The sequence below is a fragment of the Stenotrophomonas sp. CCNWLW162 genome, assembly GCF_037203745.1.
GTDB classification, from domain to species: domain Bacteria; phylum Pseudomonadota; class Gammaproteobacteria; order Xanthomonadales; family Xanthomonadaceae; genus Stenotrophomonas; species Stenotrophomonas maltophilia_AQ.
Map to the genome: position 1 here is coordinate 34,826 of NZ_JBBCBL010000005.1, position 25,355 is coordinate 60,180.

Consider the following 25,355-nt stretch of genomic DNA (forward strand, 5'->3'; position numbering starts at 1 on the left):
ACAGGACCGGGTTCACGCCTGGCGCAGTGCAGTCACCCGCTGCGCCAGCTTCTTCGCCGAGATGCCGGTACGTGCACCCAGCTCCTGCGCGAACAGTGACACCCGCAGCTCTTCCAGGTCCCAGCGCAGCGCCTGCCATTGCGGGCGCTCGCGCAGGCCCTGCTGCTCACCCACCTGCAGCGCCTCCAGGAACGGATGCAGTTCCAGCATGCGTGCCTGGTCACGTGGGGGATCGCGCTTGGCACGCTCGGTGCGCAGGATCATCGCCTTCAGGTAGCGCGGGTACTGCGCCAGCGCGTCGGCTGGCGTATCGCGCAGGAAGCCGGGGTGGATCAGCCCGACCAGCTGCGCCTCCATGTCATCCAGATTGCCACGCGCCCAGCCCATCAGCGGTGCTTCCAGCATCGGCTTCAGTTCCGCTACCAGCGCCAGGATGGCCTCGGCCAGTTTCAGCCGCTGCATGGCTTCGCCGAACAACGCCTTGGCCGCATGCTCGCGACGCTGCTCGAATGCCTGCGTATCGCGGATCTCGCCCAGGCCATCGGCCAACACCGCGTTCAATGCGGCGTCGACCAGATCCCCCCGCAGGCGCTCCTGCGTTTCGATCGAGGCGTACAGCAGGCCGGTCTTGGCCGCTACCGGCAACTGCTTGCGCGCCTGCTTGATCTTCTCGCCGAGACCGATCTCCAGCAGTCGGCGCACGCCAAGCGGATGTGCTTCTTCGGCCTGCTGGCGGTCTGCGAAGATGCGCAGGGCCACGCTGTCGCCCTCGTCCAGCAGCGCCGGGTAGGCAGGAACACCCGCCTCGCCCGGTACCTGCAGCGGAATCGGCGTGGCCGGGAACGTGCGCAGGCCATCGGCGGCCATCTCGCGCCCCGCGCGTGCGGCGAAGGCATCACCGGCGCGGCCACCGAACGTCGCACGCAACGCCTCCAGATCGCGCGACGTTGCCAGTACCTTGCCGTTCTCGTCGCGCAGGCGAAGGTTCATGTGCAGGTGCGCTTCGATTGAATCCGGTTCGAAGTCAGTGGCTGCCACCTTGGCGCCGGTCGCGCGTGACAGGAAGCGCGCCAGCTCGCCGGTGATGGCGTCGGCACTGGGCTGCGGGAATGCCTCGAAGAATGCACGCGCGAAGTCCGGTGCGGGCACATAGTTGCGGCGCATCGCCTTGGGCAGGCTGCGGATCAACGCGGCCGCCTTGTCGGCAACGAAGCCCGGTGCCAGCCAGCCCAGCTGCACGGCATCCAGCGCGTTGAGCAGGTGCAGCGGCACGTCCAGAGTCACGCCGTCATCGTCGGCGCCCGGCTCGAAGCGGTAATGCAGCGGCAAGCGCGCCTGGCCCAGCGCCAGGTACTTCGGATAACGCTCCTGTTCGCTGCCCTCACCCGGCAACAGATCGACCAGCGACCAGTGCAGGGTCTTCCGCTGTTCCGGTGCCAGCCCCTTCCACCAGGTATCCAGCCCCGCGGCCGAATGGATCTGCGGCGGCACCCGGTCCAGGTACCAGCGGGCCTGCCAATCCTCGTCGGCAACAATGCCGGCGCGGCGCAGCTTGGCTTCTTCCTCGCGCGCGACCTCCAGCACCTTCTGGTTGTCGGCCACGAAGCTGGCGCGGGTGTTGATCTCGCCGGTCACCAGCGCCTGGCGCACGAAGATGTCGTGCGCTTCGCCCGGGTTGATGCGGCCGTAGTGCACTGGCTTTTTCGGCGCCAATACCAGCCCGAACAGAGTGATCTGCTCGGAGGCCAGCACCTGGCCCTGCGCGCGTGACCAGTGTGGATCGAAATGCTTGCGCAGCAGCAGGTGCGGCAGTTCGGCAATCACCCAGTCCGGCTCGATCGCCGCCAGGGTCATGCCCCATACCTTCTGCGTGTCCAGCAGGTTGGCCGCCAGCAGCCACGGCGGTGGCCGCTTGGACAGCGTCGAGCCCGGGAACGGCAGGAAGCGACGCTGGCGCGGCGCCTGGAAGTCGCCCTTGTCGGTGCGGTGACCGATCTGCGTCGGCAGGCCGGCGACCAGGGCGCGGTGCAGGGTCTGGTAGGCAGCGGCGCGCGCACGCTCACTGTAGCCACCACCGTCGGGGGCCTGATCCTTCTGCGCGCGTGCGGCAACCGGCGCAGGTGCAGTTTCAGCCTTGCCTTCACGGGCCAGGCGCGCGGCACGGTGCAGCTGGCCACGGGTGGCCTTTACTGCCGCCGCATCGTCGCGCGCAGCGGCCGGCGCACTGCTGCCAGCCAGCAACGGCGCCATCGACGCCTCGTTGGCTTCTTCCTTCCAGCCCAGTTCCTCGCACAGCAGGCGCAGCTGCCGATGCAGCTCGCGCCACTCGCGCATGCGCAGGAAGCCGAGGAAATGGCGGCCGCACCAGTCGCGCAGCTTCGATTGGGTCAGGTCTTCGTGGGCCTGCCGGTAGGCATCCCACAGGCGCAGCACGCCGACGAATTCGGAGCGTCCATCGGCGAACTGCGCATGCGCGCTGTCGGCCGCGCCACGCGCTTCCGGCGGCCGTTCGCGCGGGTCCTGGATGCCCAGGAACGAGGCGATCACCAGCATCGGCCGCAGGCAGCCAGCGGCCTGCGCGGCCACCAGCATGCGCGCCAGCTTCACGTCCACCGGCAGGCGCGCCATCTGCTTGCCGATCGCGGTCAGGTGACGCTCGCTGTCGATGGCGCCCAGTTCGGTCAGATGCTGCCAGCCGTCGGCCACCGCACGTTCGTCGGGGGCCTCCAGGAACGGGAAGTCCTCGATGCGTCCCAGGCCAAGCTGCAGCATGCGCAGAATCACCCCGGCCAGGCTGGAGCGCCGGATTTCCGGATCGGTGAATTCCGACCGAGCCTGGAAATCGGCTTCGGCGTACAGGCGGTAGCAGATACCCTCGGCTACACGGCCGCAGCGGCCCTTGCGCTGGTTGGCACTGGCCTGCGAGATCGGCTCGATGTGCAGGCGGTCGAGCTTGTTGCGCGGGCTGTAGCGCTTTACACGGGCGAAACCGGGATCGACCACGTAGCGGATGCGCGGCACTGTCAGCGAGGTTTCCGCCACATTCGTGGCCAGCACGATGCGGCGGTTCGAGCCGGGGTTGAACACGCGGTCTTGGTCTTGGTTGGACAACCGCGCGTACAGCGGCAGCACCTCGGTATTGCGGTACTTGCGGCGCTCCAGCGACTGGTGCGCATCGCGGATCTCACGCTCGCCCGGCAGGAAGATCAGCACGTCACCACGTGAATCCAGGCGGGTGATCTCGTCGATGGCCGACACGATGGCATCGTTGACCGTGCGCTCGCCCTGGTCTTCGCCTTCGCCTTCCAGCGCGCGGTAGCGCACTTCCACCGGGTAGGTACGGCCTTCGACGCTGATCACCGGCGCATTGTCGAAATGCTGGGCGAAGCGCTCGGTGTCGATGGTGGCCGAGGTCACGATCAGTTTCAGGTCCGGGCGCTTGCGCAGCAGCTGCTTCAGGTAGCCCAGCAGGAAGTCGATGTTGAGGCTGCGTTCGTGCGCCTCGTCGACGATGATCGTGTCGTAGTTCGACAGCCAGCGGTCGCTGGCGATCTCCGCCAGCAGGATGCCGTCGGTCATGAACTTGATGCGGGTGTCTTCGCCGACCTTGTCGTTGAAACGCACCTGGTAGCCCACCAGCTGCCCCAGCTCGCTCTGCAGCTCCTGCGCCACGCGGCTGGCCACCGCGCGTGCGGCGATCCGGCGCGGCTGGGTGCAGCCGATCATGCCGGCCTGGCCACGGCCGGCGGCCAGGCACAGCTTGGGCAGCTGGGTGGTCTTGCCCGAACCGGTTTCGCCAGCGATCACCACCACCTGATGGTCGCGGATCAGCTGGGTGATCGTCTCGGCTTCACGCGCAATCGGCAGCTGCGGGTCCAGAGTAATGGACGGCTGCTGTTGCGCCCGCGCCTGCCGGCGCTGCACCGATACCTGCAAGGCCTGCTCGAAGGTGGCGGCCAACGCCGCATCCTGCGGCTTGGCCTGGCAACGCGAGAGCATTCCCAGCAATCGTCCACGGTCGCGGCTCATGGCACCGTCAATGGCGGCACGCTGTTGGCGCTGGCGGGACTGCGGCATTTTGTCGATAGCGTTCATCAATCGGTTCGTTTAAAACTTTGAATGCGACCAGTCATCACGACTGATTTATTGTGAAGGCCAACGATTCCACAAGGAGGAACCCCATGGCGAAGACCAAGAGCACGACCAAGCCCAAGACCGGCAAGCAGAAGCTTGCGGCATCGGCACCGTCGGCCCCCAACATCGATATCGGGATCACCCAGGGCGATCGCAAGAAGATTGCCGACGGTCTGGCACGGTTCCAGGCCGATGCGTTCACGCTCTACCTGAAGACCCACAACTTCCACTGGAATGTGACCGGGTCGATGTTCAACTCGCTGCACACCATGTTCGAAACGCAGTACACCGAGCAGTGGGCGGCACTGGACGATGTGGCCGAGCGCATCCGCGCACTGGGCTTCAATGCCCCGGGCTCCTACCGGGAATTTGCTGCGCTGACCTCGATCGTCGAGGAGCCGGGCCTGACCGACAGTGCGGACTGGCGTGAAATGGTACGCCAGTTGGTGGTCGCCAACGAAGCGGTATGCCGTACGGCACGTGAAGTGCTGGATGTGGCCGACGACGCTGACGACGCCCCGACCGAGGATCTGATGACCCAGCGCCTGCAGACCCACGAGAAGTACGCCTGGATGCTGCGCTCGCTGCTGCAGTAAGGGTTGAGGGGGCTTCGGCAGGGCTTGCAGCCCTGCACCTGCCGAGGCAACGTCAAGTTCAACGTCAACGTCAAAAGCGGGTTTCCTGAGGGTTGGCGGGGTGGGTCCGGTTGAGGGGGACGCCGTAAACCCGTCCATGGGGGCTTGGTCGCGGCATCCATGCCGCTCACCCCCCTCAACCGGACCCACCCCGCCTTCGACAGTTTCCCGCGATCTGCCAGCAAAGCCTGGGGTCAGATCCGTTTTCCTGCGGAAAACGGATCTGACCCCATTTTGTTTGTCGATATCTGACAGATTCCATCCACGCATCGCGTGGATGGCCCCACCGTCAACGGGAATCTGTCGGGGGTGGGGCGGTGTGGGCTTGCAGGACCGTTGGCGCCATGGATGGCGCCATCGAGCCCCCATGGACGGGTTTACGGCGTGTCCTGCAAGCCCACACCGCCCCACCCAGCCAGCAGACAAGCCAGAGCCGGCTGTTGCCTTTGACGTTGCACCGGCTTGTAGCGGGTGCAGGGCGCAGCCCTGCCGAACCCCCGCCGGGGTAAACTAGCGGGATGGCTTCCCGTCCCGCGCACGACCTGCTCCGCCGCGTCTTTGGTTACGACGATTTCCGTGGTCCGCAGCAGGACATCGTGGAGCATGTGGCTGCCGGTCACGATGCCCTGGTCCTCATGCCCACCGGCGGCGGCAAGTCGCTGTGCTACCAGGTGCCGGCCCTGCTGCGTGACGGATGTGGCATCGTCATCTCGCCGTTGATCGCCTTGATGCAGGACCAGGTCGAAGCCCTGCGCCAGCTCGGCGTGCGCGCCGAGTACCTGAACTCGACTCTGGACGCAGAGACCGCCGGGCGCGTCGAACGCGAGCTGCTCGCCGGCGAGCTGGACATGCTCTATGTCGCTCCCGAGCGCCTGCTGACCGGCCGCTTCCTGTCACTGCTGTCGCGCAGCCACATCGCCCTGTTCGCCATCGACGAAGCGCACTGCGTGTCGCAGTGGGGCCACGACTTCCGCCCGGAATACCGCCAGCTGACCGTACTGCATGAGCGCTGGCCGGAGATTCCGCGGATCGCGCTGACTGCCACCGCAGACCCGCCAACCCAGCGTGAGATCGCCGAGCGGCTGGACCTGCAGGAAGCACGCCACTTCGTCAGCTCGTTCGACCGCCCCAACATCCGCTACACCGTGGTGCAGAAGGACAACGCCCGCAAGCAGCTGAGTGACTTCCTGCGCAGCCATCGCAGCGAAGCCGGCATCGTCTACTGCATGTCACGGCGCAAGGTAGAGGAAACCGCCGAGTTCCTGTGCACGCAGGGGTTCAACGCCCTGCCCTACCACGCCGGCCTGCCCGCGGAAGTGCGTGCAAACAACCAGCGCCGTTTCCTGCGCGAAGACGGCATCGTCATGTGCGCGACCATCGCCTTCGGCATGGGCATCGACAAGCCGGACGTTCGCTTTGTCGCCCATACCGACCTGCCCAAGTCGATGGAAGGCTACTACCAGGAAACCGGCCGCGCCGGTCGCGATGGCGAAGCCGCCGAGGCCTGGCTCTGCTACGGCCTGGGCGATGTGGTGCTGCTCAAGCAGATGATCGAGCAGTCCGAGGCCGGCGAAGAACGCAAGCAGCTGGAACGGGGCAAGCTCGACCACCTGCTGGGCTACTGCGAATCCATGCAATGCCGCCGCCAGGTGCTGCTGGCCGGATTCGGCGAAACCTACCCCGAGCCCTGCGGCAACTGTGACAACTGCCTGACCCCGCCAGCGTCGTGGGACGCGACCATTCCTGCCCAGAAGGCGCTCAGCTGCGTGTACCGCAGTGGCCAGCGTTTCGGCGTCGGCCACCTGATCGACGTTCTGCGCGGCAGCGAGAACGAGAAAGTGAGGCAGCAGGGCCACGACAAACTGAGCACCTACGCGATCGGCCGCGACCTCGACGCGCGCACCTGGCGCAGCGTATTCCGCCAACTGGTGGCCGCCAGCCTGCTGGAAGTGGACAGCGAGGGCCACGGCGGACTGCGCCTGACCGATGCCAGCCGCGATGTACTGACCGGACGTCGGCAGATCAGCATGCGTCGCGACGCCGTCAGCACCAGCACCGGCCGCGAGCGCAGTGCCCAGCGCACCGGCCTGTCGGTGCTGCCGCAGGACCTGGCGTTGTTCAATGCCCTGCGCGGCCTGCGTGCCGAACTGGCACGCGAACAGAACGTGCCCGCCTTCGTGATCTTCCACGACAGCACCCTGCGTAACATCGCCGAGCAGCGCCCGACCAGCCTGGACGAACTGGCCCGGGTCGGCGGCATCGGCGGCACCAAGCTGAGCCGCTACGGCCCGCGCCTGGTGGAGATCGTGCGCGAGGAAGGTTGACCGCCACGCGTTGCCGCGTTGGGCGCTCGCCGGGCATGGCCCGGCGCTACCCCTTCGCTGACAGCGCGCTGGTGTCCTCGTAGAGCCGAACCCACGCTCGGCTGCTGTTGCCGCACAAGCAGCCGAGCATGGGCTCGGCTCTACATACATTGGTGCTGCTCCAACCTTGAACCGGCCATTCAGCCGGAAGTGCATCCGCGCCCACTTGCAGCTAGATTAGTGTCATGTCCTTGGCCTCGACCCTGCTCCGTGTCGTGCTCATGCTCAGCCTGTTGCTCAACGGGCTGAACGCGGCCATGGCCAGTGGTCACGAGGAAATGGGCCGGATGGCCCACGCCGTAGCCGCTGCTGTTGAAGGTGGCACTCCTGATTGCCACCACCACGCCGGCATGCAGGCCGACGAGGCCCCGCAGGCCAAGGCCCCCGCCCACGACGCTCATTGCCAGATCAAGGACTGCGTGCGCAGCTGCGCCCAGCACCCGCTGCTGGTGGTGCTGCCGTTGCCGGTCATGGCTGGCCCGGCGTTGTCGCTGGCACCGCAGCCGATGCCGGCCAATGGCCGCCCGGCGCCGCCGCTGCCGCCGATCTCGCGCCCTCCCATCGGCTGATTCCACACGCACCGTGCGCCCTGCGCACTGGAGCCGGTTACCCGCCGGCGTCTTTCCGTGTCTGGAGTCACCCTCATGAATACCCGCATTCCCCCCGGCCCGGGCGCTGTGCCCATGCCGTCGCGCCGCCTGTTCGTACAGGGCCTCGCCGCCGGTGGCTTGGTTGCCGGCATCGCCGCTGTCGGCGTGCCGCAGCGCGCGCTTGCCGCCGCCAGCGCCGCCCCGCGCCTGGCCGGTGCCCCGGCCGTGCTCAGCGATACCCGCCTTGAACTGGCCATCGGCGAATCGCTGGCCAACTTCACCGGCCGCACCCGCCCGGCGATCACCGTCAACGGCTCGCTGCCGGCACCGATCCTGCGCTGGCGCGAAGGCCAGTCCGTGGACCTGTTCGTGCGCAATACGCTGGAACGCCACCCGACCTCGATCCACTGGCACGGCATCCTGCTGCCGGCCAACATGGATGGCGTACCCGGCCTGAGCTTCAACGGCATCGGCCCCGGTGAGACCTACCACTACCACTTCGACCTCAAGCAGTCCGGCACCTACTGGTACCACAGCCATTCGCTGTTCCAGGAACAGGCGGGGCTGTACGGCGCGCTGATCATCGACCCGGCCGAACCGGCGCCGTACCGGCATGACCGCGAGCACGTGATCATGCTGTCCGACTGGACCGACATGGATCCCGGCGCGCTGTTCCGGCGAATGAAGAAGCTCGCCGAGCACGACAACTACTACAAGCGCACCCTGCCCGACTTCCTGCGCGACGCGCGTCGCGATGGCTGGTCCGCCGCCCTGTCCGACCGCGGCATGTGGGGCCGGATGCGGATGACGCCCAGCGACATCTCCGACATCAACGCGCACACCTACACCTACCTGATGAACGGGACCGCGCCGGCCGGCAACTGGACCGGGCTGTTCCGCAGTGGCGAAAAGGTGCTGCTGCGCTTCATCAACGGCGCCTCGATGACCTACTTCGACGTGCGCATCCCCGGCCTGAAGATGACCGTGGTCGCCGCCGACGGCCAGTACATCCATCCGGTCAGCATCGACGAGTTCCGCATCGCCCCGGCCGAAACCTACGACGTACTGGTGGAACCCAGCGGCCAGGATGCCTTCACCATCTTCTGCCAGGACATGGGCCGCACTGGTTATGCCGCCGGCACCCTCGCCGTGCGCCATGGACTGCAGGCACCGATTCCCGCGCGCGATCCGCGCCCGTTGCTGACGATGAGCGACATGGGTCACGGCATGGGCGGCGGTGGCCACGGCCGCCACGACATGGCAGCAATGAAGGGCATGGAAGGCGGCTGCGGTGCCAGCATGGGCCACGGCGCACATGGCGGCGGCGAGACCGCCAGCAAAGCGCCAAAGCATCCGGCCAGCGAGCGCAACAATCCGCTGGTGGACATGCAGAGTTCGGCCACCGAGCCCAAGCTGGACGACCCCGGCATCGGCCTGCGCGACAACGGCCGCCAGGTGCTGACCTATGGTGCGATGCGCAGCCTGTTCGAAGACCCCGATGGCCGCGAGCCCGGCCGCGAGATCGAGCTGCACCTGACCGGCCACATGGAAAAATTCTCCTGGTCGTTCGACGGCATTCCCTTCGCCGGGGCCGAACCGCTGCGGCTGAACTACGGCGAGCGCATGCGCATCGTGCTGGTCAACGACACCATGATGCAGCACCCGATCCACCTGCATGGCGTGTGGAGCGACCTGGAAAACGCACAGGGTGAATTCCAGCTGCGCAAGCACACCATCGACATGCCGCCCGGTACACGCCGCACCTATCGCGTACGCGCCGACGCACTCGGCCGCTGGGCCTACCACTGCCATCTGCTGTACCACATGGAAGCGGGCATGATGCGCGAAGTGAGGATCGAAGAATGAGCCGCTCCCTCCTTTCCCCCAGCCTGCTGGCCTTGGGCCTGGCTGCTACGCTGCCGGTGTTCGCGCAGTCCCATGCCGGCCATGACATGGACACGATGGACGCGCCCGCGAAGGCCGTGAAGACGCCGGCCGAACAGGTCGATCATTCGAAGATGGATCATTCGAAGATGGACATGGGTGCGGCAGATCACGCCGGCATGGACCACTCGGCCATGGACCACTCGAAGATGGACCATGGCGCGATGCAGCCAGCGGCGATGGACCATTCCAAGATGGATCACGCGGCGATGGGGCACGGCACACCCGCACCGACCGAACCGCGCGAACCGATCCCGGTGCCCACCGATGCCGACCGCGCCGCCGCGTTCCCACCCATCGCGCACGGTGCGATGGAACACGCGCCGGAGATCAACAGCCTGCTGCTGATCGACCGTCTCGAACACTGGGATGGCAAGAGCAGCAACGGCCAAGCCTGGGAGGCCACCGGCTGGATCGGCGGCAACATCAACCGCCTGTGGCTGCGCACCGATGGCGAGCGTAGTCGTGGCCGCACCGAGTCGTCATCGCTGGAAGCGCTGTATGGCCGCAGCGTATCGCCGTGGTGGGACGTACTGGTCGGTGTGCGCCAGGATTTCCGCCCCGCCGATTCACGCACCTGGGCGGCGATCGGCATCCAGGGCCTGGCGCCGTACAAGTTCGAGAGCTCGGCGACGCTGTACATGGGCTCCGGTGGCCAGGTGCTGGCCAAGGCCGAGGTCGAGTACGACGTGCTGCTGACCAACCGCCTGGTCCTGCAACCCCTGCTGGAAGCTACAGTCGCGGCCAAGGACGAGAAGGAGTATGGCATCGGCCGTGGCCTGAACAAGGTCGAAGCCGGGCTGCGACTGCGCTATGAGTTCAGCCGCCGCTTCGCGCCCTACATCGGCATCAGCCACGAGCGCACGTTTGGCGACACCGCCGACTACGCCGGTGACCACGCGCGCGACACGCGCTGGGTGGCGGGCGTGCGCATGTGGTTCTGAGCAGCGTTACGTGAGCAGTGGCCAGCCCCGGCAGCCGCCGGGGCCGGCTACACTGCGCCACGTTCCAATGCAGGCACCGCCATGTCGTTGCAGATCCGCCGCGCCACCCTCGCCGACGCCGACGCGCTGTCGGTGATCGCCATCGCCACCTACACCGAGACCTGGGGCGACTCGTACCCACCGCAGGATCTGCACGATTTCCTGCAGGCGCACTACGGCATCGCACCGCAGCGGACCGAACTGTCCGACCCGCGCAGTGCGGTCTGGTTGCTGATGGACGGTGACTCGGTGGTCGGCTATCTCGCCGCCGGCGCCAACACCCTGCCGCATGCGGATGCGCGCGAGGGCGACATTGAGCTGAAGCGTTTCTACATCCTGGCCGCACACCAGAACGGCGGCCATGGCGCGCGCATGATGGATGCGTTCATGGCCTGGCTGGACCAGCCACACCGCCGCACCCTGTGGGTGGGCGTGTGGGAAGAGAACTTCGGCGCGCAGCGCTTCTATGCGCGCTATGGCTGCAGCAAGGCCGGCGAGTACGATTTCATCGTCGGCGACAGCCGCGACCGCGAATTCATCCTGCGCCGGCCCTGAGCAGCGTCAGAAATCGAACAGTTCGGAGAGGAAGCTCTCCTTCTTCTTTTTCTTGTAGCCCTGGCTGTACTGGCCACGGTTGTCATCATGGCGCTGGCCGAGATGACGGGTATCGCGATGCATCACCGGCGGCGGAGCGGCCTGCGGTTGCACAGGCGCTGGCGGCGGCATGGCGGCACCTGCACCGTCAGTGGCGCGCTCGATGATCTTGTCGAGTTCGCCACGATCCAGCCATACACCACGGCAGCTCGGGCAGTAGTCGATCTCGATGCCATGGCGTTCGGCCATCTGCAGGGTCTGGGTCTTGCACACGGGGCACAGCATCGGCATTGCTCCTGTCGGTCTGGCATCGACTGTACCTGCGCGGTGATGACTGTGCGGCAACGCATGACCGAAGGCACAGGGACTTCCGGCGCGTGCCGGTAATGCCGAAGGGCCCGACACTGCGGACTTGTCCCGCAGGGAGTGCGTACATGACAGTGTTGTCCCGCTTGCCCACCGCCACACGTCTGTTGCTGGTCCTGCTGGGCGTTGGTCTGGGCCTGAACCTGCGCGATATCGCCGCAGCCGCAGGAACTCCCATTCCCGCCCTGCCCCTGCCCTATGGCGGCAGCCTGCTGGACAACGCACTGGCAGTGCTGGTTGCGCTGCTGCTGGCTACGCTGCTGCGCCCCCGCGGCATTGGCCTGCTGGCCAGCCTCGGCCTACGTGGAAACGGCTGGCGCGGTCCGACGTGGGTGCTGCTGGCCAGCCTCCCCTGCTGGCTGGGACTGGCGCTGCTCGGCACCCCGAACACGGCGCTGACCGCGCTGGACGCCACGATGCTGGCCGTGCTGTTCCCGCTGGCCGAGGAAGTGCTGTTCCGCGGCCTCGGCTTCGTGTTGCTGGTGAAGATCGTGCGCGGCCCGTGGCCGCTGCTCGCGCTGCCGCAGGCGGTGCTGTTCGGCATGGTGCACTGGCTCGGCTTCGGTGGGTTCGACGGTGGCGGCATCGCGTTGTTCATTGGCGCGGTCATCGCGTTCGGCGGCTTCATCTTCGCTTGGCTTGATCACCTGGACGGCGACACCCTGTGGTGCGGCCTGGTCCTGCACGTTTCGATGAACCTGGCCTGGAATGTGTTCAGCCTCGATGATGCCGTTGCACTGGGCTGGCAGGCTACCGGCCTGCGCATCGGCACGGCCCTGCTCGCGGTCACGATCCTGGCCTGGCACGTGCGTCGCCGGCGCCAGTCGCGGTTGTAACGCCCACTTAGCTTGCCGTGCACGCCGGGATCACTACCGGCTTGCGCATACTTGCGCGCCTTTCGCTCCCCCTGTTGTCCGGAGTTGCCGCGTCATGTTGCTGTCCAAGCGCTTTGTGGAACCGCGCGTCCTGCTGATCGAGGACGCCGAGGAAACCCAGGAACTCAGTCGTCTCGCCCTGGAAAGCCAGGCCTGCCAGGTCACCGCTGTCAGCAGCGCCGAGGCCGCACTGGGCCTGCTCAACGCCGGCGAACCGTTCGACCTGCTGTTCACCGACGTCTGCCTGGGCGGCATCAGCGGCATCGAAACCGCCAACCGCGTGCGCGAGCACCTGCCGCAGCTGCCGATCCTGGTAACCTCCGGCATGGACCAGCACCGCGTGCTGCCGCAGTTGCGGGAGGGCATCCACTTCCTGCCCAAGCCGTACAGCATGAGCGAGCTGCTCGATGCCATCCGCCTGTGTTTCCGCCATGCGGCGGATGCCACGTTGATGCCGCCGCCGCAGGCCAGCGCGGCCTGAGGCAATCATCCACGCATGGCGTGGATGCGACCGGTCATCAACCGCCGGTGTACGGCCCTTCGCCCGGCATCACCTCCAGCAGTGCACGAGTGATCACCCGTGGGTAGACCGTGAGATGGTCCTCGCCGTCGATCACCACGTTGTCCACCTGCAGCTTGCGGCCACTGCGCTGCAGCTGGGTGGTGAAGTCCGCGGTCTGCCGCAGCATGTCGTTGCCTGTTGAATAGCGCGGCCCTGGCTTGTCCGTCTCGTAGCTGCCCACCGACAGCAGCACGCGCGTGGGCTGCACCGGAATCACGGCAGCATCCTGCATGCGCGGCAGCAGAAGCTGGTCGAACCACAACGAAGGACTCGACAGGATGTAGGTGCTGAACATGTCGGGTTGCGTGGTCAGCACGTAGGCGCCGAACAGCGCACCATAGGAATGGCCGGCGAACAGGCGCCGGGCGGGGTCGGTGCGATAACGCGCATCGACCATCGGCAGCACCTGTGCCGCCAGGAAATCACGATAGTGCGCGGCACCGCCGTAGGTGACGTCATCGCTGTAATAGCCCTCAGCAGTACGCGCCGGATTACTGGGCGTGTAGTCGCGCGAGCGACTCTGCTTCGAGGTCAGGCCTTCCTGCGGTGGCAGCCCAACCAGGATGAAATTCTCGATGTTGATACCCTGCTGCCCCACCAGATTGCGCACGCTGCGCACCAGCGGGAAGCTGTAAAGCGCATCGGTCACGTACAGCACCGGATAGTGCTTCTCAGGGTGTGCGGCATAGTCGGCCGGCAGCGCCACCCAGATCGGGTAATCGCGGCCCACAGGATCGTGCACGCGCAATGCTTCGGTATCTGGCAGCACCACGCCCGGCACGGCGGCTGCCGCGCTTTCCTTCGCGTCACTTTGCGTTGCCGGTGGCGCCACCGACATCGCGCAGCCACTCACGGCCAGGCAGGCCGCCACACTCCATCCACGCACACGCTGCATCCACGCTCTCCCGTTGCGGGCGGCGCACCCGGGTGGCGCCGCTACCGCATCCTCACACGTCGTGCGATGCAGTGCCACGCCGGGTCAGGGCGAGGCCGGCGGCGGCGCCGGGAACAGCGTGCGCAGCGCCTGCAGGGCGGCCGGGTGATAGATCGTGGCGTGGGTTTCCTCAGGCAGCGGCAGGTACTTCATCAGCGGCGACGGCGAAGCCTGCTGCAGCAACTCGGCCAGTCGCGCAGTGGATGCGGCCAGTTCCGGCTGTCCGCTGCTGGCCAGGAACACACGGGGCTGCGCGCGCGTCACAGCCGGCAGCTGCTTGGCCGCAGCGGCCAGCATCGTGCCCCGGTTCCACCACAGGCTGGGGTCCAGCGCGATGTAGCTGTTGAACAGTGTCGGTTCCTGCAGCAGCGTCTCGATCACGAACAGGCCGGCCAGCGATTCACCAATCAGCGCACGCTCGTCGGTGGTCGGGTAGCGCAGACGCACCTGCGGCATCAGCTCATCGCGCAGGAAGCGGCGGTAGGCCGCCGATCCACCGATGCGCGGCGCGATCTTCTGGTCCTGCGGGTCGTTGCTGGGGCCGGTCATGTCGCGGCGACGCTCGGTGTTTTCGATGCCGACCAGCAGGAACGGGCGCATGCTGCCGTTGCCGGTCAACACCTGCACCAGCCCGGCCACATGCAGGAAGTCCTCGCCGATGCCGCCATCGGCCATGTACAGCACCGGCAACGGCGCTTTCGGATCCAGGCCCCACGGCTGCGGGCGATAGACGTTGATGCGGCGGGTTTCGCCCAGCGCCTTCGATTCAATGCTGAAGGTCTCGCCGATCACCAGTGGGGCGGCGGCATCGGCCAGCGCGGGCGGTGCAGTTTCGGCGGCCATCAGGGGCGCGACGGAGACAGCGGACAGCAGAAGCGACAGCACGATCAAGCGCATGGGGTAAGCCATCCTGGGAAAGATGCCGAGCATAGCGTCAGGGCCGGCGCGTTGGCGGTTTCGGCATGCTCGCTACCGCTGCCAGATGCTCAGTAGATCCAAGCCCTGCGTGGATGAGAGGAACACCTGCACCACGAACGGGCCCATACTCGGGCCAGACCGCACCGTAGTCCAATCGAAACCTACAAGGAGGTACGCATGTTGAATGCCCTGGTCATCGCAGCGCTGGCTTCAGGCCCCGCTGCATCTGCACCGTATGCTGACTGCCTGCTCGGCAACATCCAACCCGGCCTGTCCGACCGTGCGGTACAACTGGTGCAACAGGCCTGTGCCTCGAAGTATCCGGAAAGCTTCGTCGCATCTGCAGAACTGGAACGCCGGATCAGCGCGCAGCGCCGGGCAGACTTCGAGGCGGCTCAAGCGGAAGCGGCGCGTTCCGCGAATGCGGCAGCAACGGCCGCACAGGAGGCTGCCGACGCAGCAGCCGCAAAAGCCAAGGGAATGCGGACGAAGTAGAGGCACCGGACCAGGGCAACAAAAAAGGCACCGCTTGGCGGTGCCTTCCTGAATGACCTGGGTCACTGGATGCAATGGTGGGCCGTGAAGGATTCGAACCTTCGACCAAAAGATTAAAAGTCTTCTGCTCTACCGACTGAGCTAACGGCCCATTGCACTTCCCCGGCCTTTCGGCGGGGTGGGCATTCTACCCTACTTTGCCGGGCCGGGTGAAACCCCGATGTGTTGCGGGTGCCGGCCAGCGGCCGGCACTACCCGGCCAGGCGAGCCCGCTTAAACCTTCCGGGCCTCCTGCGCATCCCAGGTATGATCCCCGCTCGGAGCCACGGATGCGCCTGCCCTTCAGCCTGATTGCTGCCTTGCTGCTGCCGTGTTCGGTACTGGCCGCCCCGTCCCAGGTCGTCACCGATGATATCGGCCGCTTCTGGGCCACCTATGACGCGGTGCGCGCCGAGCCTGATGCTGAGCGTCAGGTGGCGCTGGTCCAGCAGCGCTACATCGATCCGGGCAGCCCTGGACTGCATGCGCTGATGCAGGTGCGCAACTACACCGCCCGCGAATACGCCGAGGCCATGAACGCGTGGCCGCGCTTCTGGACCTCGGTACGCCCGCTCACCGCCAACGCGCAGCAAGCCAGTGCCTCGCTGGAGCGCGATCTGGCCGCGTTCCGTGCGCTCTACCCTGCTCTGCGCCCGGCCACCATCACCTACGCGGTGGGCGTGCTGCGTACCGGTGGTACCACGCTGGGTGACAAGGTGCTGATCGGCGCGGAGATGGCGCTGGGCGATGAGCACGTGGACGTTAGCGAACTCCCGGCGAAGATGCGCGACCGCCTGCGGATCTTCTACGACAGCCGGCCGGGCGCGAACAACGCGCAGAACAACCTGCACGAGTACGTGCACACGCAGCAGCGTGAGACCACGGGTAGGCTGGCCCAGTACGCGGTGCGCGAGGGCGTGGCCGAGTATTTGGCGGAGCGCATCAGCGGGCGCCGGCCGGCACTACCCTTCTACGACTACGGCGCAACACACGAAGCGGACATCCGCACGCGCTTCATTGCTGAGATGGATGGGGAAAATCTCGACAACTGGCTGTACAACAGCGCCCGCAATCCGTTCGGGGTGAGTGATGTGGGCTACTACGCCGGCTACCGCATCGCGCAGGAGTACATGCGGCAGCAGGCCGATGAAAAGGCGGGCATCGCGCGGATGATCGAGCTGGACTACAACGATCCCGAGGCGGTGCGTGCCTTCATCGCGGCATCGGGGTGGTTGCGGCAGCGGTAGCGCCGGGCCGTGCCCGGTGGAAGTGCCAACCAAGGTTGGCAACTACCAGAATCAAACCTGCCGGCGTATCCGCGGTCAGGCGTACAGCGTCGGGTCGGCTACACCGGCCTCGGTGAAGCCCTGCGCGCGCAGGCGGCAGGCGTCGCAGTGGCCGCAGGCGGCGCCGTTGGCGTCGGCGTTGTAGCAGGACACGGTGAGGCCGAAGTCCACGCCCAGGCGTACGCCTTCGCTGACGATCTGGCCCTTGCTGAGGAACTGCAGCGGTGCGTGCACTTTGATGCCCGCGCCTTCCACGCCGGACTTGGTGGCCAGGTTGGCCAGCGCCTGGAACGCGGCCACGAACTCGGGGCGGCAGTCCGGGTAGCCGGAGTAGTCCACGGCGTTGACGCCACAGAAGATGTCGTTGGCACCGAGCACTTCGGCCCAGCCCAAGGCCAGCGACAGCATGATGGTGTTGCGCGCCGGTACGTAGGTGACCGGGATGCCGGCACCGCCGGCTTCGGGCACGTCGATATCGTCGGTCAGCGCCGAGCCACCGATGCTGCGCAGGTCCACGTCCACGGTCTTGTGCGCGATTACGCCCTGGGCCTTGGCCACGCGGGCGGCGGCGTCCAGTTCAGAGGTGTGGCGCTGGCCGTAACGCACACTCAGGGCATGCACGGCAAAGCCCTGTTCCTGGGCCATGGCAATGACGGCGGCTGAATCCATGCCGCCGGAGAGAAGCACGACTGCCTTCTTCATGGGTCAATCTTCCGGTTTGGGGGAAAAGCCAGCACGCTGTCCCGCGCCGGAGCTACATCAGGGAACGCTGCGTGGGCTCATCGGCCCGGTTCGTCGTTCCACAGGATTTTATGCAACTGCATCTGGAACCGCACCGGCAGCCGGTCTTCCACGATCCAGTCGGCCAGCTGGCGCGCGGTGATCTCGCCTTTGCTGGGCGAGAAGAACACGGTGCAACGCTTCACCAGGTCGTGCTCGGCCAGCATGGTCTTGGCCCAGTCGTAGTCCTCGCGGCTGCAGATGACGAACTTGATCTGGTCGCGCGCGGTCAGCAGCGGCAGGTTTTCCAGGCGGTTGCGGGCAGCTTCGGCCGAACCGGGCGTCTTGATGTCGACCACGCGCGACACGCGCGGGTCCACCGCGCTGACGTCCAGTGCGCCGGAGGTTTCCAGCGAGACGTCCATGCCGGCATCGCACAGCTTCTGCAGCAGCACCAGGCAGCGCTTCTGCGCCAGCGGCTCGCCACCGGTCACGCAGACATGGCGCACGCCCTGGGCGAGCACCTCGGCCACGATGTCGTCGATGTCCCACCAGGTGCCACCATGGAAGGCGTAGGCGGTGTCGCAGTACTGGCAGCGCAGCGGGCAGCCGGTCAGGCGCACGAACACGGTCGGCCAGCCGGCGGTATCGGCTTCGCCCTGCAGCGAGGTGAAGATCTCGGTGATCTTCAGGCGTGGCAGCGGCGACTGCACGATCTCGCTGGGTGTGGCGGCGGCGCTGGACGGGGTAACGGCGGTCATGGCGGGACTTCTTGGTGGGACACGTGGCGGATGGGCTACCGTGGCCGGTAACGAAAGCAGCCGAGCATGGCTCGGCTCTACAACAGCGGCCGGTCGGGCATGGCCCGGCGCTACCGGATCCGGACGGGTTTGCCGGTCCGGAAACGAAAGCAGCCGAGCATGGGCTCGGCTCTACAGGACACGTATTGTACGCCCGGTCAGTGGATCAGCGGATCTGCTTGCCGAGGCGGATCGACTGCAGGCGGTCCTGCGCGGTGCGCGCGGCGTCCGAGCCGGGGTACTGCGCCACGACGGTCTCCAGCGTCTGCTGGGCCTGGTCGACCTTGCCCTCGCCGTACTGCGAGAGGCCGACCTTGAGCAGGCCGCCAGCGGCCTTGTCGTGGGTCGGATAGCGCGAGAGCAGTTCACGGAACTGAGTCTCGGCCATCGGGAAATTGCGGGTGGCGTAATAGCTCTCGCCCAGCCAGTACAGCGCGTTCGGCGCGTAGACACCGTTCGGGTACAGCTGCAGGAAGCTCAGGAACAGCTGCGCCGAATCATCGTACTTGCCGGCCTTCAACGAATCGAAGGCGACGTTGTAGGTGGTGCGCTCGTCGCCGGTGGCGGCAAGGCTGCCGGCATCACCATGGACGGAAGGCGGCCGCTCGGAAGTGGCCGCCGCTGCGGGTTTTGCCGGGGCCGGGGCGGCCTTCGGCGCGCTCGCCGGAACGGGCGGCAGGGCCGGGGCGGCATTGCCCCCTTCCAACCGGTTCAGGCGGCTGTCCAGATCCAGGTACTGGTCCTGGGCGGACTGCTTGAGCTGGGCGTTGTCGTGCTGCAACTGCTCGATCGAGGCCTGCAGGCTGGTCACCTGCTGCCGCAGCTGGTTGATCTGGTTCAACAGGTCCTGGTTGGCACTGTTGTTGTACATCTGCTGCTCGATCGCGCCGACACGGTCGGCCAGACTCTGTCGCTGTGCATGCGCCGGTGCGGCAGCCACGAGGGCTGCCGCAACGACCAGCATCAATTTGATGCCAATGCGCATGGATTACTGCGCGGTGTAGACGATTTCGACGCGACGGTTCTGCGACCAGCAGGACTCGTTCGACTCGGTGCAGACCGGACGCTCTTCACCGTAGGACACGACGGTCAGCTGCGAAGCCGAGCCACCGTTGGCCTGCAGCGCCGAGTTGACGCCGTTGCCACGACGCTCGCCCAGGGCCTGGTTGTACGCGCGCGAACCGCGCTCGTCGGTGTGGCCCTGCAGGGTGATGCGCGAGGACGGACGGTCACGCAGGTACTTGGCGTGGCAAGCCATGATGGCCTGGAATTCCGGCTTCACGTCTTCCTTGTCCAGGTCGAAGTAGACAACGCGCTGACGCAGGCAGGCATCGGTGTCCAGGTCGCCCGGGCCGTACAGGCCGGAGGTGGACGGACCGGTCGGGGTGGTGGTCGAGGTGCCGGTGTCAACCGGAGCCTGCGGCTCTTCCTTGACCTTCTTCGAGCAACCGGCCAGGACGGCCACAGACAGCAGGGAAACAAGCAGAACGCGGGTGGACTTGTTCATGGCGATACCTTTGTGGCTCCTAGGCCGATGAGGGGATCAAGACAGCGAAAATATTAACACTCTTTTAGCGCTGGGTACGGTATGGGGACCATGCCGGTTCGCGCACATCTCCGTCAGCCAGAACCAACCGCTGGCGCACGCGCGCATCGGCCGAAACGGCGTACAGCACACCACGGCCACCCTCGCGGGCGGCGTACAACACCATGCTTGCGTTGGGCGCAAAGCTCGGAGACTCATCCAGCGAACCGGGGGACAGCGTGCTCCAGCGGGGCGAACCCAGCGAGCTGTCCATCATCGCGATCTTGTAGCTGTTGCCCGAGCCCTGGGCGACGGCGATCTTCTTTCCATCGTAGGACACCGAAGGCTTGGCGTTGTAGTTGCCCTGGAAGGTCACGCGCTCGGCGCTGCCGCCGCCCGCACCCACCTTGTAGACCTGCGGACGGCCACCGCGGTCGGAAGTGAAGTACACCGCGCTGCCGTCCGGCGCCCAGGTCGGCTCGGTGTCGATGGCGAAGTGGTTGGTCAGCTGGGCCAGCTGCTTGCTGCCCAGGTCCATCACGTAGATTTCCGGGTTGCCCGAACGCGACAGGGTCAGGGCCAGCTTGCGGCCATCCGGCGAGAACGCCGGGGCGCTGTTGATGCCACGGAAGCTGGTGACCAGCTCACGCGCGCCGGTGCCGATGTTCTGGATGTAGATGGCCGAGTTGCCACGTTCGAAGCTGACATAGGCCAGCTTGCTGCCATCCGGGCTCCACGACGGCGACAGCAGCGGCTCGGCCGAACGCACGATGGTCTGCGGATTGAAGCCGTCGGAGTCGGCCACCATCAACGCATAGCGCATGGCATCGCCCTTGCCGCTGGCGGTCACATAGGCGATGCGGGTCCAGAAGGCGCCGCGCACACCGGTGATCTTCTCGTAGATGGCATCGGCCATCTGGTGGGCGACGTCACGCATGGCATTGCCACGGGCGGTCATCGCCAGGCCCAGCAGGCGCTCGCCCTTGGGCACGTCGAACAGCTCGTACTCGACGCGGTAGGCGCCGGCACCGGCGTCGAGCACGCGGCCGACCACGATGTAGTTCTGCTTCAGCGCGCGCCAGGTGGCGAACTGGATGTCGCCGCCGCGCACCGGCTTCTCGACGATCTGCGCTTCCGGCAGCGTGCGGAACTGGCCCGAACGCTCAAGGTCGGCACGGACCACGCCGGCGACGTCGGTCTGCGGTGCGGCCGAAGACCCCTGGTAGGGCATCGGCACAACGGTGATCGGCAGCGCGGAGGCATTGCCGCCGATGATGTCGATATCCAGCCCCTTCTGCTGCGCAACGGCAGCAAAGGGCAGCAACAGGGCCGCAAACACGGCAAGCCAGCGAGGCATCTTTTTCATGGAGCGCTCAATAGGGGGAAACCGGAACGAGGGATAGCAAAGCGGAAGTGAACCGCTTCGCAATCATGAACCAAGGGTACGTGAATTCCGGGTCAGTTCCAGCCCGTTCTCTCACGCACCGTTAACGTCGTGGCTAACATCGCACCCACCGGCCTCGTCGGCCCCGATCACGGCCCCCTCGAAAGGCGGCGTTCCCGGGCGACACCCAGCCTGCCCGGCTGAAACCGGGCCCGCCAGAGGCAAGCGCGACATCCGTGGGCGCAGGTGGCCCGACGGCCACCCTGCCCTGCCCGCCTCAGCGATCCTGGGCGGTAAAGGTGAAGTTGAGCGTGCGCGCGAACACAGACTCGAACCCGCGGTACGGCAGCGGCTGGGCGTTGAGCACCGCGGCCTCGATCGAACGCCTGCCGGCCTCGTCGTATGGGCAGTTCGGGCTGACCTTGGCCTGCATCACCGTGCCACCCGGAATCTGGGTGATGGTAATGGTGCAGCGCTGGCCCAGTGGCACCGTATCCGGACGTACCCACTGCGACAGCACCTTGGCCTGGATCGCGGCGGCGTACTTGGCAGAAAGGTCATCGCTGGTGCCACCACCACCGCCAGCCGGCTGTGCCGCACCACTGGCACCGGCGGCGGCGCTGCCGGCGGCGTTGCGCGCGGCGGCGACCTGGCGCAGCTTCTGCTCGGCCAGCTTGGCTTCCTTCTCGGCCTGCTCGCGGCGGGCGCGGATCTCGGCGATCTTCTTCTGCTTTTCGGCCTCGGCCTTGTCAGCCGCCACGCGTTCCTGCTCGGCCTGCTTCTTCTTCTCGTCCGCTTCCTGCTGCTTGGCCAGGCGCAGCTTCTGCTCCGCTTCTTCCTGACGCTTGCGTTCGGTCAGGTCGATCTGCTCCTGGCGGCGCTTGGCTTCCTGTTCCTGCTTGGCCTTCTCCTGCGAGATGGCCAGTGCGCTCACCGCTTCCTGATCCTTGGTGTCCGGCTGCGCGACACGCTCCTGCGCCTGCTGCTGCTGAGGCGTGGGGGCGTCCTGCGGGCGCGGCTCGGGAATCGGCTGCGGCGGCGGGATGGTGTCTTCCGGCACCGGGATCGGCTCGGCCACCGGCGGTGGCAGGTCTTCCAGCTTCTCCGACTGGCGCAGGGCCTGGCGCGCGGCAGCGGCCTCGGACGAGGACAGCGCCAGGCTGGCCTCGACCGACGGATCGCCGGCGGCGGCATCGGTGTTGCGCTGGGGCGACCACAGCCAGGCGCCGATAAAGATCAGCGCGACCAGCAGGTGCACCAGCACGGCCAGGGCCAGGGGCAGGCCCCAGCCGGGTTCGCGCTGATGCGGGGGTGGCAGGGCGTCAGCGTGCATCGGTGGCCAGGCCTACCTTGTCTACCTTGGCGCGCTTGATCACATCCATCGCGGCAATGACTTTTTCATAGGCCACGGCACGGTCGGCGGCGACGATCACGCGCACGCCCTTGTCCTGGGCAGCGATGCCGGCCAGGCGGCCTTCCAGTTCCTCGGCCGACACGGCGGTCGGCTCCTTGGCGTCAGGCAGCTTCAGGCTGAGCTGGCCGTCCTGGCGCACCGAGACGATCACCGGGTCCTGCTTGCTCTCCAGCGCCTTGGCGTTGGAGTTGGGCAGGTCGACATCAAAACTCAGGGTGAGCAGCGGCGCGGTGACCATGAAGATGATCAGCAGCACCAGCATGACGTCGATGTAGGGAACGACGTTGATTTCCGATTTCAGCTTGCGGCGCTTGCGGCGACCGATGGCAGCGGACATGGCATGGACTCCCGGGTCAGGCGCTTACTCGTCGCCAGCGCTCTGGCGCTGCAGGATCGAGCTGAACTCGTCGGCGAAGGTCTCGAAACGCACCGACATGCGCTCCACGCGGGTGGTGAAGCGGTTGTAGGCCCACACCGCCGGAATCGCCACGAACAGGCCGATGGCGGTGGCGAACAGTGCTTCGGAGATGCCCGGCGCGACGGCGGCAATACCGGCCTGCGCACCGCTGCTGATCATGTCGTGCATGGTCACCATGATGCCGAACACGGTGCCGACCAGGCCCACGTAGGGGGCGGTCGAGCCGATGTTGGCCAGCAGTTCCAGGTTGCGTTCGAGCTGGTCGACTTCGCGCGTGTAGGTGGTGCGCATGGCACGCTGCGCGCCTTCCAGCTGCGCACGGCCGTCCAGCCGGCGCTTGTCGCGCAGGCGGCTGTATTCGCGGAAGCCGGCTTCGAAAATCGCCTCCAGGCCTCCGACATTGCGGCTGCGGTCGGTGGCAGAGCTGTACAGCTTGCCCAGGTCGGCGCCGGACCAGAAGCGGTTCTCGAACTCGTCGGCTTCGCGCGTGGCCTGCTTGAAGATGCGGGCCTTGCGGAAAATGATCACCCAGCTGACGAACGAGCCGACCAGCAGCGCCAGCACGATGATCTTCACCGGCAGGCTGGCCTTGGCCATCAGTTCGAGGTAGTTGATGCCGCCGCCGGTGGTGGCCTGGGCAAGGGTCTGTGTCGCGGCGTTGCTGACGTCGGCCGGCAATGCCTCGGTGACCGTGGCCTGCAGGGCCAGGAGCGTTGCGATCATCCGTTGTTCCTCAATGTTCGGATTCGGGGTGGAGGTGGGGTTTCAGCACGGCAAGGACGGCTTCGTCCATGCCACGCGGGCGAAAACTGGCCGCTTCCAGTGCGGCGATGCGGACCTGGGCCGACAGCAGCAGCTCGCCGTCGCGCAGGATCTGCTGGTCGAAGGCCATGCTGGCCTTCTTCAGCTGGACCAGCGTTGCGCTCACCTGCAGGGTGTCATCCAGCCGTGCCGGCTTGATGAAATCCATCTGCATCGAACGCACCGCGAAGACCATCCCGTGCTCGGCACGCATGCGCTCCTGGCCATAGCCCAGCGCACGCATCCATTCGGTCCGGGCCCGTTCCATGAAGGCCACGTAGCGGGCGTGGTAGACCACGCCACCTGCGTCGGTATCTTCCCAGTAAATGCGTGTCGGCCAACTGAATCGGGGCTCAACCGACATCGGGAACCTCGGCGAACAGGTCCTGCGGCGGGTTCTTCGGCTTCAGGCCCATGTGCCGGTAGGCCTTGTGGGTGGCCATGCGGCCACGCGCGGTGCGCACCAGGAAACCCTGCTGGATCAGGTACGGCTCGACCACGTCTTCCAGCGTGCCGCGCTCTTCAGACAGCGCCGCAGCAAGCGATTCGATGCCGACCGGGCCGCCGTCGAAGTAATCAACCATGGTCTTGAGCAGTCGCCGATCGAGCTCGTCGAAGCCTTCCGGGTCGACCTTGAGCATCTTCATCGCAGCCTGAGCCACGGCTTCGTCGATGTGGCCGCCGGCCTTCACCTGCGCATAGTCGCGCACGCGGCGCAGGAGGCGGTTGGCGATACGCGGGGTGCCGCGCGCGCGGCGCGCGATCTCGCCAGCGCCATCGGCGGTGCAGTCGATGGCCAGGATCGCCGCCGAGCGGCGCACGATGCGGGTCAGCTCTTCAACGCTGTAGAACTCCAGGCGCTGGACGATGCCGAAGCGGTCGCGCAGCGGCGCGGTCAGCAGACCGGCACGGGTGGTGGCACCGATCAGGGTGAACGGCGGCAGGTCGATCTTGATCGAGCGGGCGGCGGGACCCTCGCCGATCATGATGTCGATCTGGAAGTCTTCCATCGCCGGGTACAGCACTTCCTCGACCACTGGCGACAGGCGATGGATTTCGTCGATGAACAGCACATCGTGCGGCTGCAGGTTGGTCAGCAGTGCGGCCAGATCGCCGGCCTTTTCGATCACCGGGCCAGAGGTGACCCGCAGGGCCACGCCCAGTTCGTTGGCGATGACATGGCTGAGCGTGGTCTTGCCCAGGCCGGGCGGCCCGAAGATCAGCACGTGGTCCAGCGCGTCGCCACGCCCCTTGGCCGCCTGGATGTAGATCTCCATCTGCTCGCGCACCGGCACCTGGCCGAGGTAGTCGGCAAGGCGCTTGGGGCGGATGCTGGCGTCGGCGGCGTCATCCTCGCGGGTGGCGCCGGCGGCGATGATGCGGTCGTCGGTCATGTGCTGATTATGCGGCAAAAGTACGGGTTTCGGCCGGGCTGCGCCCGGCACCCGCAGAAGACGAAGCAACGTCAAAGGCCGGGCTACTGAGGAATGGCGGGGTGGGTCCGGCAGCGGGGGACGCTGCAAGTACGTCCATGTAAGCTCGGTCGCCGCATCCATGCGGCTCACGCCCCCGCAA

The 25,355-nt window shown here is 66.6% G+C and carries 24 protein-coding genes and 1 tRNA gene; 10 read left to right on the plus strand and 15 right to left on the minus strand.

The window, feature by feature from the left end; all coding sequences use genetic code 11:
- Positions 1-12: 12 nt before the first annotated feature.
- Positions 13-4,095 carry an ATP-dependent RNA helicase HrpA gene (gene hrpA / locus V9K93_RS15165; RefSeq protein WP_337302817.1) on the minus strand — a complete coding sequence of 1,361 codons (4,083 nt, stop codon included), beginning with the start codon at positions 4,093-4,095 and terminating at the stop codon, positions 13-15.
- 86 nt (positions 4,096-4,181) lie between these two features.
- Between hrpA and V9K93_RS15170 the strand changes: the two genes are divergently transcribed.
- From V9K93_RS15170 to V9K93_RS15195, 6 genes are all read left to right on the plus strand, one after another.
- Positions 4,182-4,730, plus strand: coding sequence for a Dps family protein (locus tag V9K93_RS15170; RefSeq protein WP_025879374.1), 549 nt, complete (start codon positions 4,182-4,184; stop codon positions 4,728-4,730).
- A 557-nt stretch (positions 4,731-5,287) separates the two neighbouring features.
- Positions 5,288-7,093, plus strand: coding sequence for a DNA helicase RecQ (recQ, locus tag V9K93_RS15175; RefSeq protein WP_046983230.1), 1,806 nt, complete (start codon positions 5,288-5,290; stop codon positions 7,091-7,093).
- 224 nt (positions 7,094-7,317) lie between these two features.
- On the plus strand, positions 7,318-7,701 hold the full coding sequence (locus tag V9K93_RS15180) for a CopL family metal-binding regulatory protein (protein WP_046983229.1): 384 nt from the start codon (positions 7,318-7,320) through the stop codon (positions 7,699-7,701).
- A gap of 75 nt (positions 7,702-7,776) precedes the next feature.
- On the plus strand, positions 7,777-9,588 hold the full coding sequence (locus V9K93_RS15185) for a copper resistance system multicopper oxidase (protein WP_337302818.1): 1,812 nt from the start codon (positions 7,777-7,779) through the stop codon (positions 9,586-9,588).
- Complete coding sequence (locus tag V9K93_RS15190; protein ID WP_337302819.1) at positions 9,585-10,610, plus strand: copper resistance protein B; 1,026 nt, start codon at positions 9,585-9,587, stop codon at positions 10,608-10,610. Before V9K93_RS15185 ends, V9K93_RS15190 begins: the two co-directional genes overlap by 4 nt.
- An 81-nt stretch (positions 10,611-10,691) precedes the next feature.
- Positions 10,692-11,204 carry a GNAT family N-acetyltransferase gene (locus V9K93_RS15195; RefSeq protein WP_337302820.1) on the plus strand — a complete coding sequence of 171 codons (513 nt, stop codon included), beginning with the start codon at positions 10,692-10,694 and terminating at the stop codon, positions 11,202-11,204.
- A 6-nt stretch (positions 11,205-11,210) separates the two neighbouring features.
- Here V9K93_RS15195 and V9K93_RS15200 read toward each other — a convergent pair whose 3' ends face one another.
- Positions 11,211-11,528 carry a TFIIB-type zinc ribbon-containing protein gene (locus V9K93_RS15200; RefSeq protein ID WP_136639868.1) on the minus strand — a complete coding sequence of 106 codons (318 nt, stop codon included), beginning with the start codon at positions 11,526-11,528 and terminating at the stop codon, positions 11,211-11,213.
- A 149-nt stretch (positions 11,529-11,677) separates the two neighbouring features.
- Here V9K93_RS15200 and V9K93_RS15205 point away from each other — a divergent pair, with 149 nt between their 5' ends.
- Positions 11,678-12,445 (plus strand): CPBP family glutamic-type intramembrane protease, encoded by a 768-nt coding sequence (locus tag V9K93_RS15205; protein WP_337302821.1) that lies wholly within the window; start codon positions 11,678-11,680, stop codon positions 12,443-12,445.
- Positions 12,446-12,539: 94 nt separating this feature from the next.
- Complete coding sequence (locus tag V9K93_RS15210; RefSeq protein WP_046983224.1) at positions 12,540-12,965, plus strand: response regulator; 426 nt, start codon at positions 12,540-12,542, stop codon at positions 12,963-12,965.
- Positions 12,966-13,002: 37 nt separating this feature from the next.
- On the opposite strand, the gene V9K93_RS15215 is transcribed toward V9K93_RS15210, so the two are convergent.
- Positions 13,003-13,941 (minus strand): alpha/beta hydrolase, encoded by a 939-nt coding sequence (locus tag V9K93_RS15215; protein WP_136639866.1) that lies wholly within the window; start codon positions 13,939-13,941, stop codon positions 13,003-13,005.
- Positions 13,942-14,025: 84 nt separating this feature from the next.
- Positions 14,026-14,877, minus strand: coding sequence for an alpha/beta hydrolase (locus V9K93_RS15220; protein WP_337302822.1), 852 nt, complete (start codon positions 14,875-14,877; stop codon positions 14,026-14,028).
- A gap of 198 nt (positions 14,878-15,075) precedes the next feature.
- Between V9K93_RS15220 and V9K93_RS15225 the strand changes: the two genes are divergently transcribed.
- Positions 15,076-15,393 (plus strand): hypothetical protein, encoded by a 318-nt coding sequence (locus tag V9K93_RS15225; RefSeq protein ID WP_046983221.1) that lies wholly within the window; start codon positions 15,076-15,078, stop codon positions 15,391-15,393.
- A 75-nt stretch (positions 15,394-15,468) separates the two neighbouring features.
- Here the strand turns inward: V9K93_RS15225 and V9K93_RS15230 are convergent.
- A tRNA-Lys gene (locus V9K93_RS15230) sits at positions 15,469-15,544 on the minus strand.
- A gap of 178 nt (positions 15,545-15,722) precedes the next feature.
- Between V9K93_RS15230 and V9K93_RS15235 the strand changes: the two genes are divergently transcribed.
- Entirely contained in the window at positions 15,723-16,679 is a 957-nt protein-coding gene (locus V9K93_RS15235) for a DUF2268 domain-containing putative Zn-dependent protease (RefSeq protein ID WP_136639863.1), read from the plus strand.
- A gap of 75 nt (positions 16,680-16,754) precedes the next feature.
- Here V9K93_RS15235 and queC read toward each other — a convergent pair whose 3' ends face one another.
- The 10 genes from queC to ruvB all read right to left on the minus strand — a co-directional run bounded on the left by queC (position 16,755) and on the right by ruvB (position 25,174).
- Positions 16,755-17,420 (minus strand): 7-cyano-7-deazaguanine synthase QueC, encoded by a 666-nt coding sequence (queC, locus tag V9K93_RS15240; protein ID WP_049422913.1) that lies wholly within the window; start codon positions 17,418-17,420, stop codon positions 16,755-16,757.
- A 77-nt stretch (positions 17,421-17,497) separates the two neighbouring features.
- Positions 17,498-18,199 carry a 7-carboxy-7-deazaguanine synthase QueE gene (gene queE / locus V9K93_RS15245; protein WP_046983218.1) on the minus strand — a complete coding sequence of 234 codons (702 nt, stop codon included), beginning with the start codon at positions 18,197-18,199 and terminating at the stop codon, positions 17,498-17,500.
- A 205-nt stretch (positions 18,200-18,404) separates the two neighbouring features.
- Positions 18,405-19,223, minus strand: coding sequence for a tol-pal system protein YbgF (gene ybgF / locus V9K93_RS15250; protein ID WP_046983217.1), 819 nt, complete (start codon positions 19,221-19,223; stop codon positions 18,405-18,407).
- Between the two features lie 3 nt (positions 19,224-19,226).
- A complete protein-coding gene (gene pal, locus V9K93_RS15255; protein ID WP_006386160.1) occupies positions 19,227-19,745 on the minus strand; it encodes a peptidoglycan-associated lipoprotein Pal in 519 nt (172 codons plus the stop codon).
- A gap of 64 nt (positions 19,746-19,809) precedes the next feature.
- The gene (gene tolB / locus V9K93_RS15260) at positions 19,810-21,129 is read right to left on the minus strand and encodes a Tol-Pal system beta propeller repeat protein TolB (protein ID WP_006386162.1); all 1,320 of its coding nucleotides are present in this window, start codon (positions 21,127-21,129) and stop codon (positions 19,810-19,812) included.
- Between the two features lie 295 nt (positions 21,130-21,424).
- A complete protein-coding gene (gene tolA, locus V9K93_RS15265) occupies positions 21,425-22,480 on the minus strand; it encodes a cell envelope integrity protein TolA (protein WP_136639862.1) in 1,056 nt (351 codons plus the stop codon).
- Complete coding sequence (gene tolR / locus V9K93_RS15270) at positions 22,470-22,898, minus strand: protein TolR (protein ID WP_006386166.1); 429 nt, start codon at positions 22,896-22,898, stop codon at positions 22,470-22,472. The genes tolA and tolR overlap by 11 nt, the downstream gene beginning before the upstream one ends.
- A gap of 24 nt (positions 22,899-22,922) precedes the next feature.
- A complete protein-coding gene (tolQ, locus tag V9K93_RS15275) occupies positions 22,923-23,702 on the minus strand; it encodes a protein TolQ (RefSeq protein ID WP_046983215.1) in 780 nt (259 codons plus the stop codon).
- A 10-nt stretch (positions 23,703-23,712) separates the two neighbouring features.
- Positions 23,713-24,144, minus strand: coding sequence for a tol-pal system-associated acyl-CoA thioesterase (ybgC, locus tag V9K93_RS15280; RefSeq protein ID WP_006386170.1), 432 nt, complete (start codon positions 24,142-24,144; stop codon positions 23,713-23,715).
- Complete coding sequence (gene ruvB, locus V9K93_RS15285; RefSeq protein WP_046983214.1) at positions 24,134-25,174, minus strand: Holliday junction branch migration DNA helicase RuvB; 1,041 nt, start codon at positions 25,172-25,174, stop codon at positions 24,134-24,136. The genes ybgC and ruvB overlap by 11 nt, the downstream gene beginning before the upstream one ends.
- Positions 25,175-25,355: the final 181 nt, after the last annotated feature.

Coding starts and splice junctions, on each gene's coding strand:
- hrpA (WP_337302817.1), bottom strand. CDS start 4,095: ATGAACGCTATCGACAAAATGCCGCAGTCCCGCCAGCGCCAACAGCGT.
- V9K93_RS15170 (WP_025879374.1), top strand. CDS start 4,182: ATGGCGAAGACCAAGAGCACGACCAAGCCCAAGACCGGCAAGCAGAAG.
- recQ (WP_046983230.1), top strand. CDS start 5,288: ATGGCTTCCCGTCCCGCGCACGACCTGCTCCGCCGCGTCTTTGGTTAC.
- V9K93_RS15180 (WP_046983229.1), top strand. CDS start 7,318: ATGTCCTTGGCCTCGACCCTGCTCCGTGTCGTGCTCATGCTCAGCCTG.
- V9K93_RS15185 (WP_337302818.1), top strand. CDS start 7,777: ATGAATACCCGCATTCCCCCCGGCCCGGGCGCTGTGCCCATGCCGTCG.
- V9K93_RS15190 (WP_337302819.1), top strand. CDS start 9,585: ATGAGCCGCTCCCTCCTTTCCCCCAGCCTGCTGGCCTTGGGCCTGGCT.
- V9K93_RS15195 (WP_337302820.1), top strand. CDS start 10,692: ATGTCGTTGCAGATCCGCCGCGCCACCCTCGCCGACGCCGACGCGCTG.
- V9K93_RS15200 (WP_136639868.1), bottom strand. CDS start 11,528: ATGCTGTGCCCCGTGTGCAAGACCCAGACCCTGCAGATGGCCGAACGC.
- V9K93_RS15205 (WP_337302821.1), top strand. CDS start 11,678: ATGACAGTGTTGTCCCGCTTGCCCACCGCCACACGTCTGTTGCTGGTC.
- V9K93_RS15210 (WP_046983224.1), top strand. CDS start 12,540: ATGTTGCTGTCCAAGCGCTTTGTGGAACCGCGCGTCCTGCTGATCGAG.
- V9K93_RS15215 (WP_136639866.1), bottom strand. CDS start 13,941: ATGCAGCGTGTGCGTGGATGGAGTGTGGCGGCCTGCCTGGCCGTGAGT.
- V9K93_RS15220 (WP_337302822.1), bottom strand. CDS start 14,877: ATGCGCTTGATCGTGCTGTCGCTTCTGCTGTCCGCTGTCTCCGTCGCG.
- V9K93_RS15225 (WP_046983221.1), top strand. CDS start 15,076: ATGTTGAATGCCCTGGTCATCGCAGCGCTGGCTTCAGGCCCCGCTGCA.
- V9K93_RS15235 (WP_136639863.1), top strand. CDS start 15,723: ATGCGCCTGCCCTTCAGCCTGATTGCTGCCTTGCTGCTGCCGTGTTCG.
- queC (WP_049422913.1), bottom strand. CDS start 17,420: ATGAAGAAGGCAGTCGTGCTTCTCTCCGGCGGCATGGATTCAGCCGCC.
- queE (WP_046983218.1), bottom strand. CDS start 18,199: ATGACCGCCGTTACCCCGTCCAGCGCCGCCGCCACACCCAGCGAGATC.
- ybgF (WP_046983217.1), bottom strand. CDS start 19,223: ATGCGCATTGGCATCAAATTGATGCTGGTCGTTGCGGCAGCCCTCGTG.
- pal (WP_006386160.1), bottom strand. CDS start 19,745: ATGAACAAGTCCACCCGCGTTCTGCTTGTTTCCCTGCTGTCTGTGGCC.
- tolB (WP_006386162.1), bottom strand. CDS start 21,129: ATGAAAAAGATGCCTCGCTGGCTTGCCGTGTTTGCGGCCCTGTTGCTG.
- tolA (WP_136639862.1), bottom strand. CDS start 22,480: ATGCACGCTGACGCCCTGCCACCCCCGCATCAGCGCGAACCCGGCTGG.
- tolR (WP_006386166.1), bottom strand. CDS start 22,898: ATGTCCGCTGCCATCGGTCGCCGCAAGCGCCGCAAGCTGAAATCGGAA.
- tolQ (WP_046983215.1), bottom strand. CDS start 23,702: ATGATCGCAACGCTCCTGGCCCTGCAGGCCACGGTCACCGAGGCATTG.
- ybgC (WP_006386170.1), bottom strand. CDS start 24,144: ATGTCGGTTGAGCCCCGATTCAGTTGGCCGACACGCATTTACTGGGAA.
- ruvB (WP_046983214.1), bottom strand. CDS start 25,174: ATGACCGACGACCGCATCATCGCCGCCGGCGCCACCCGCGAGGATGAC.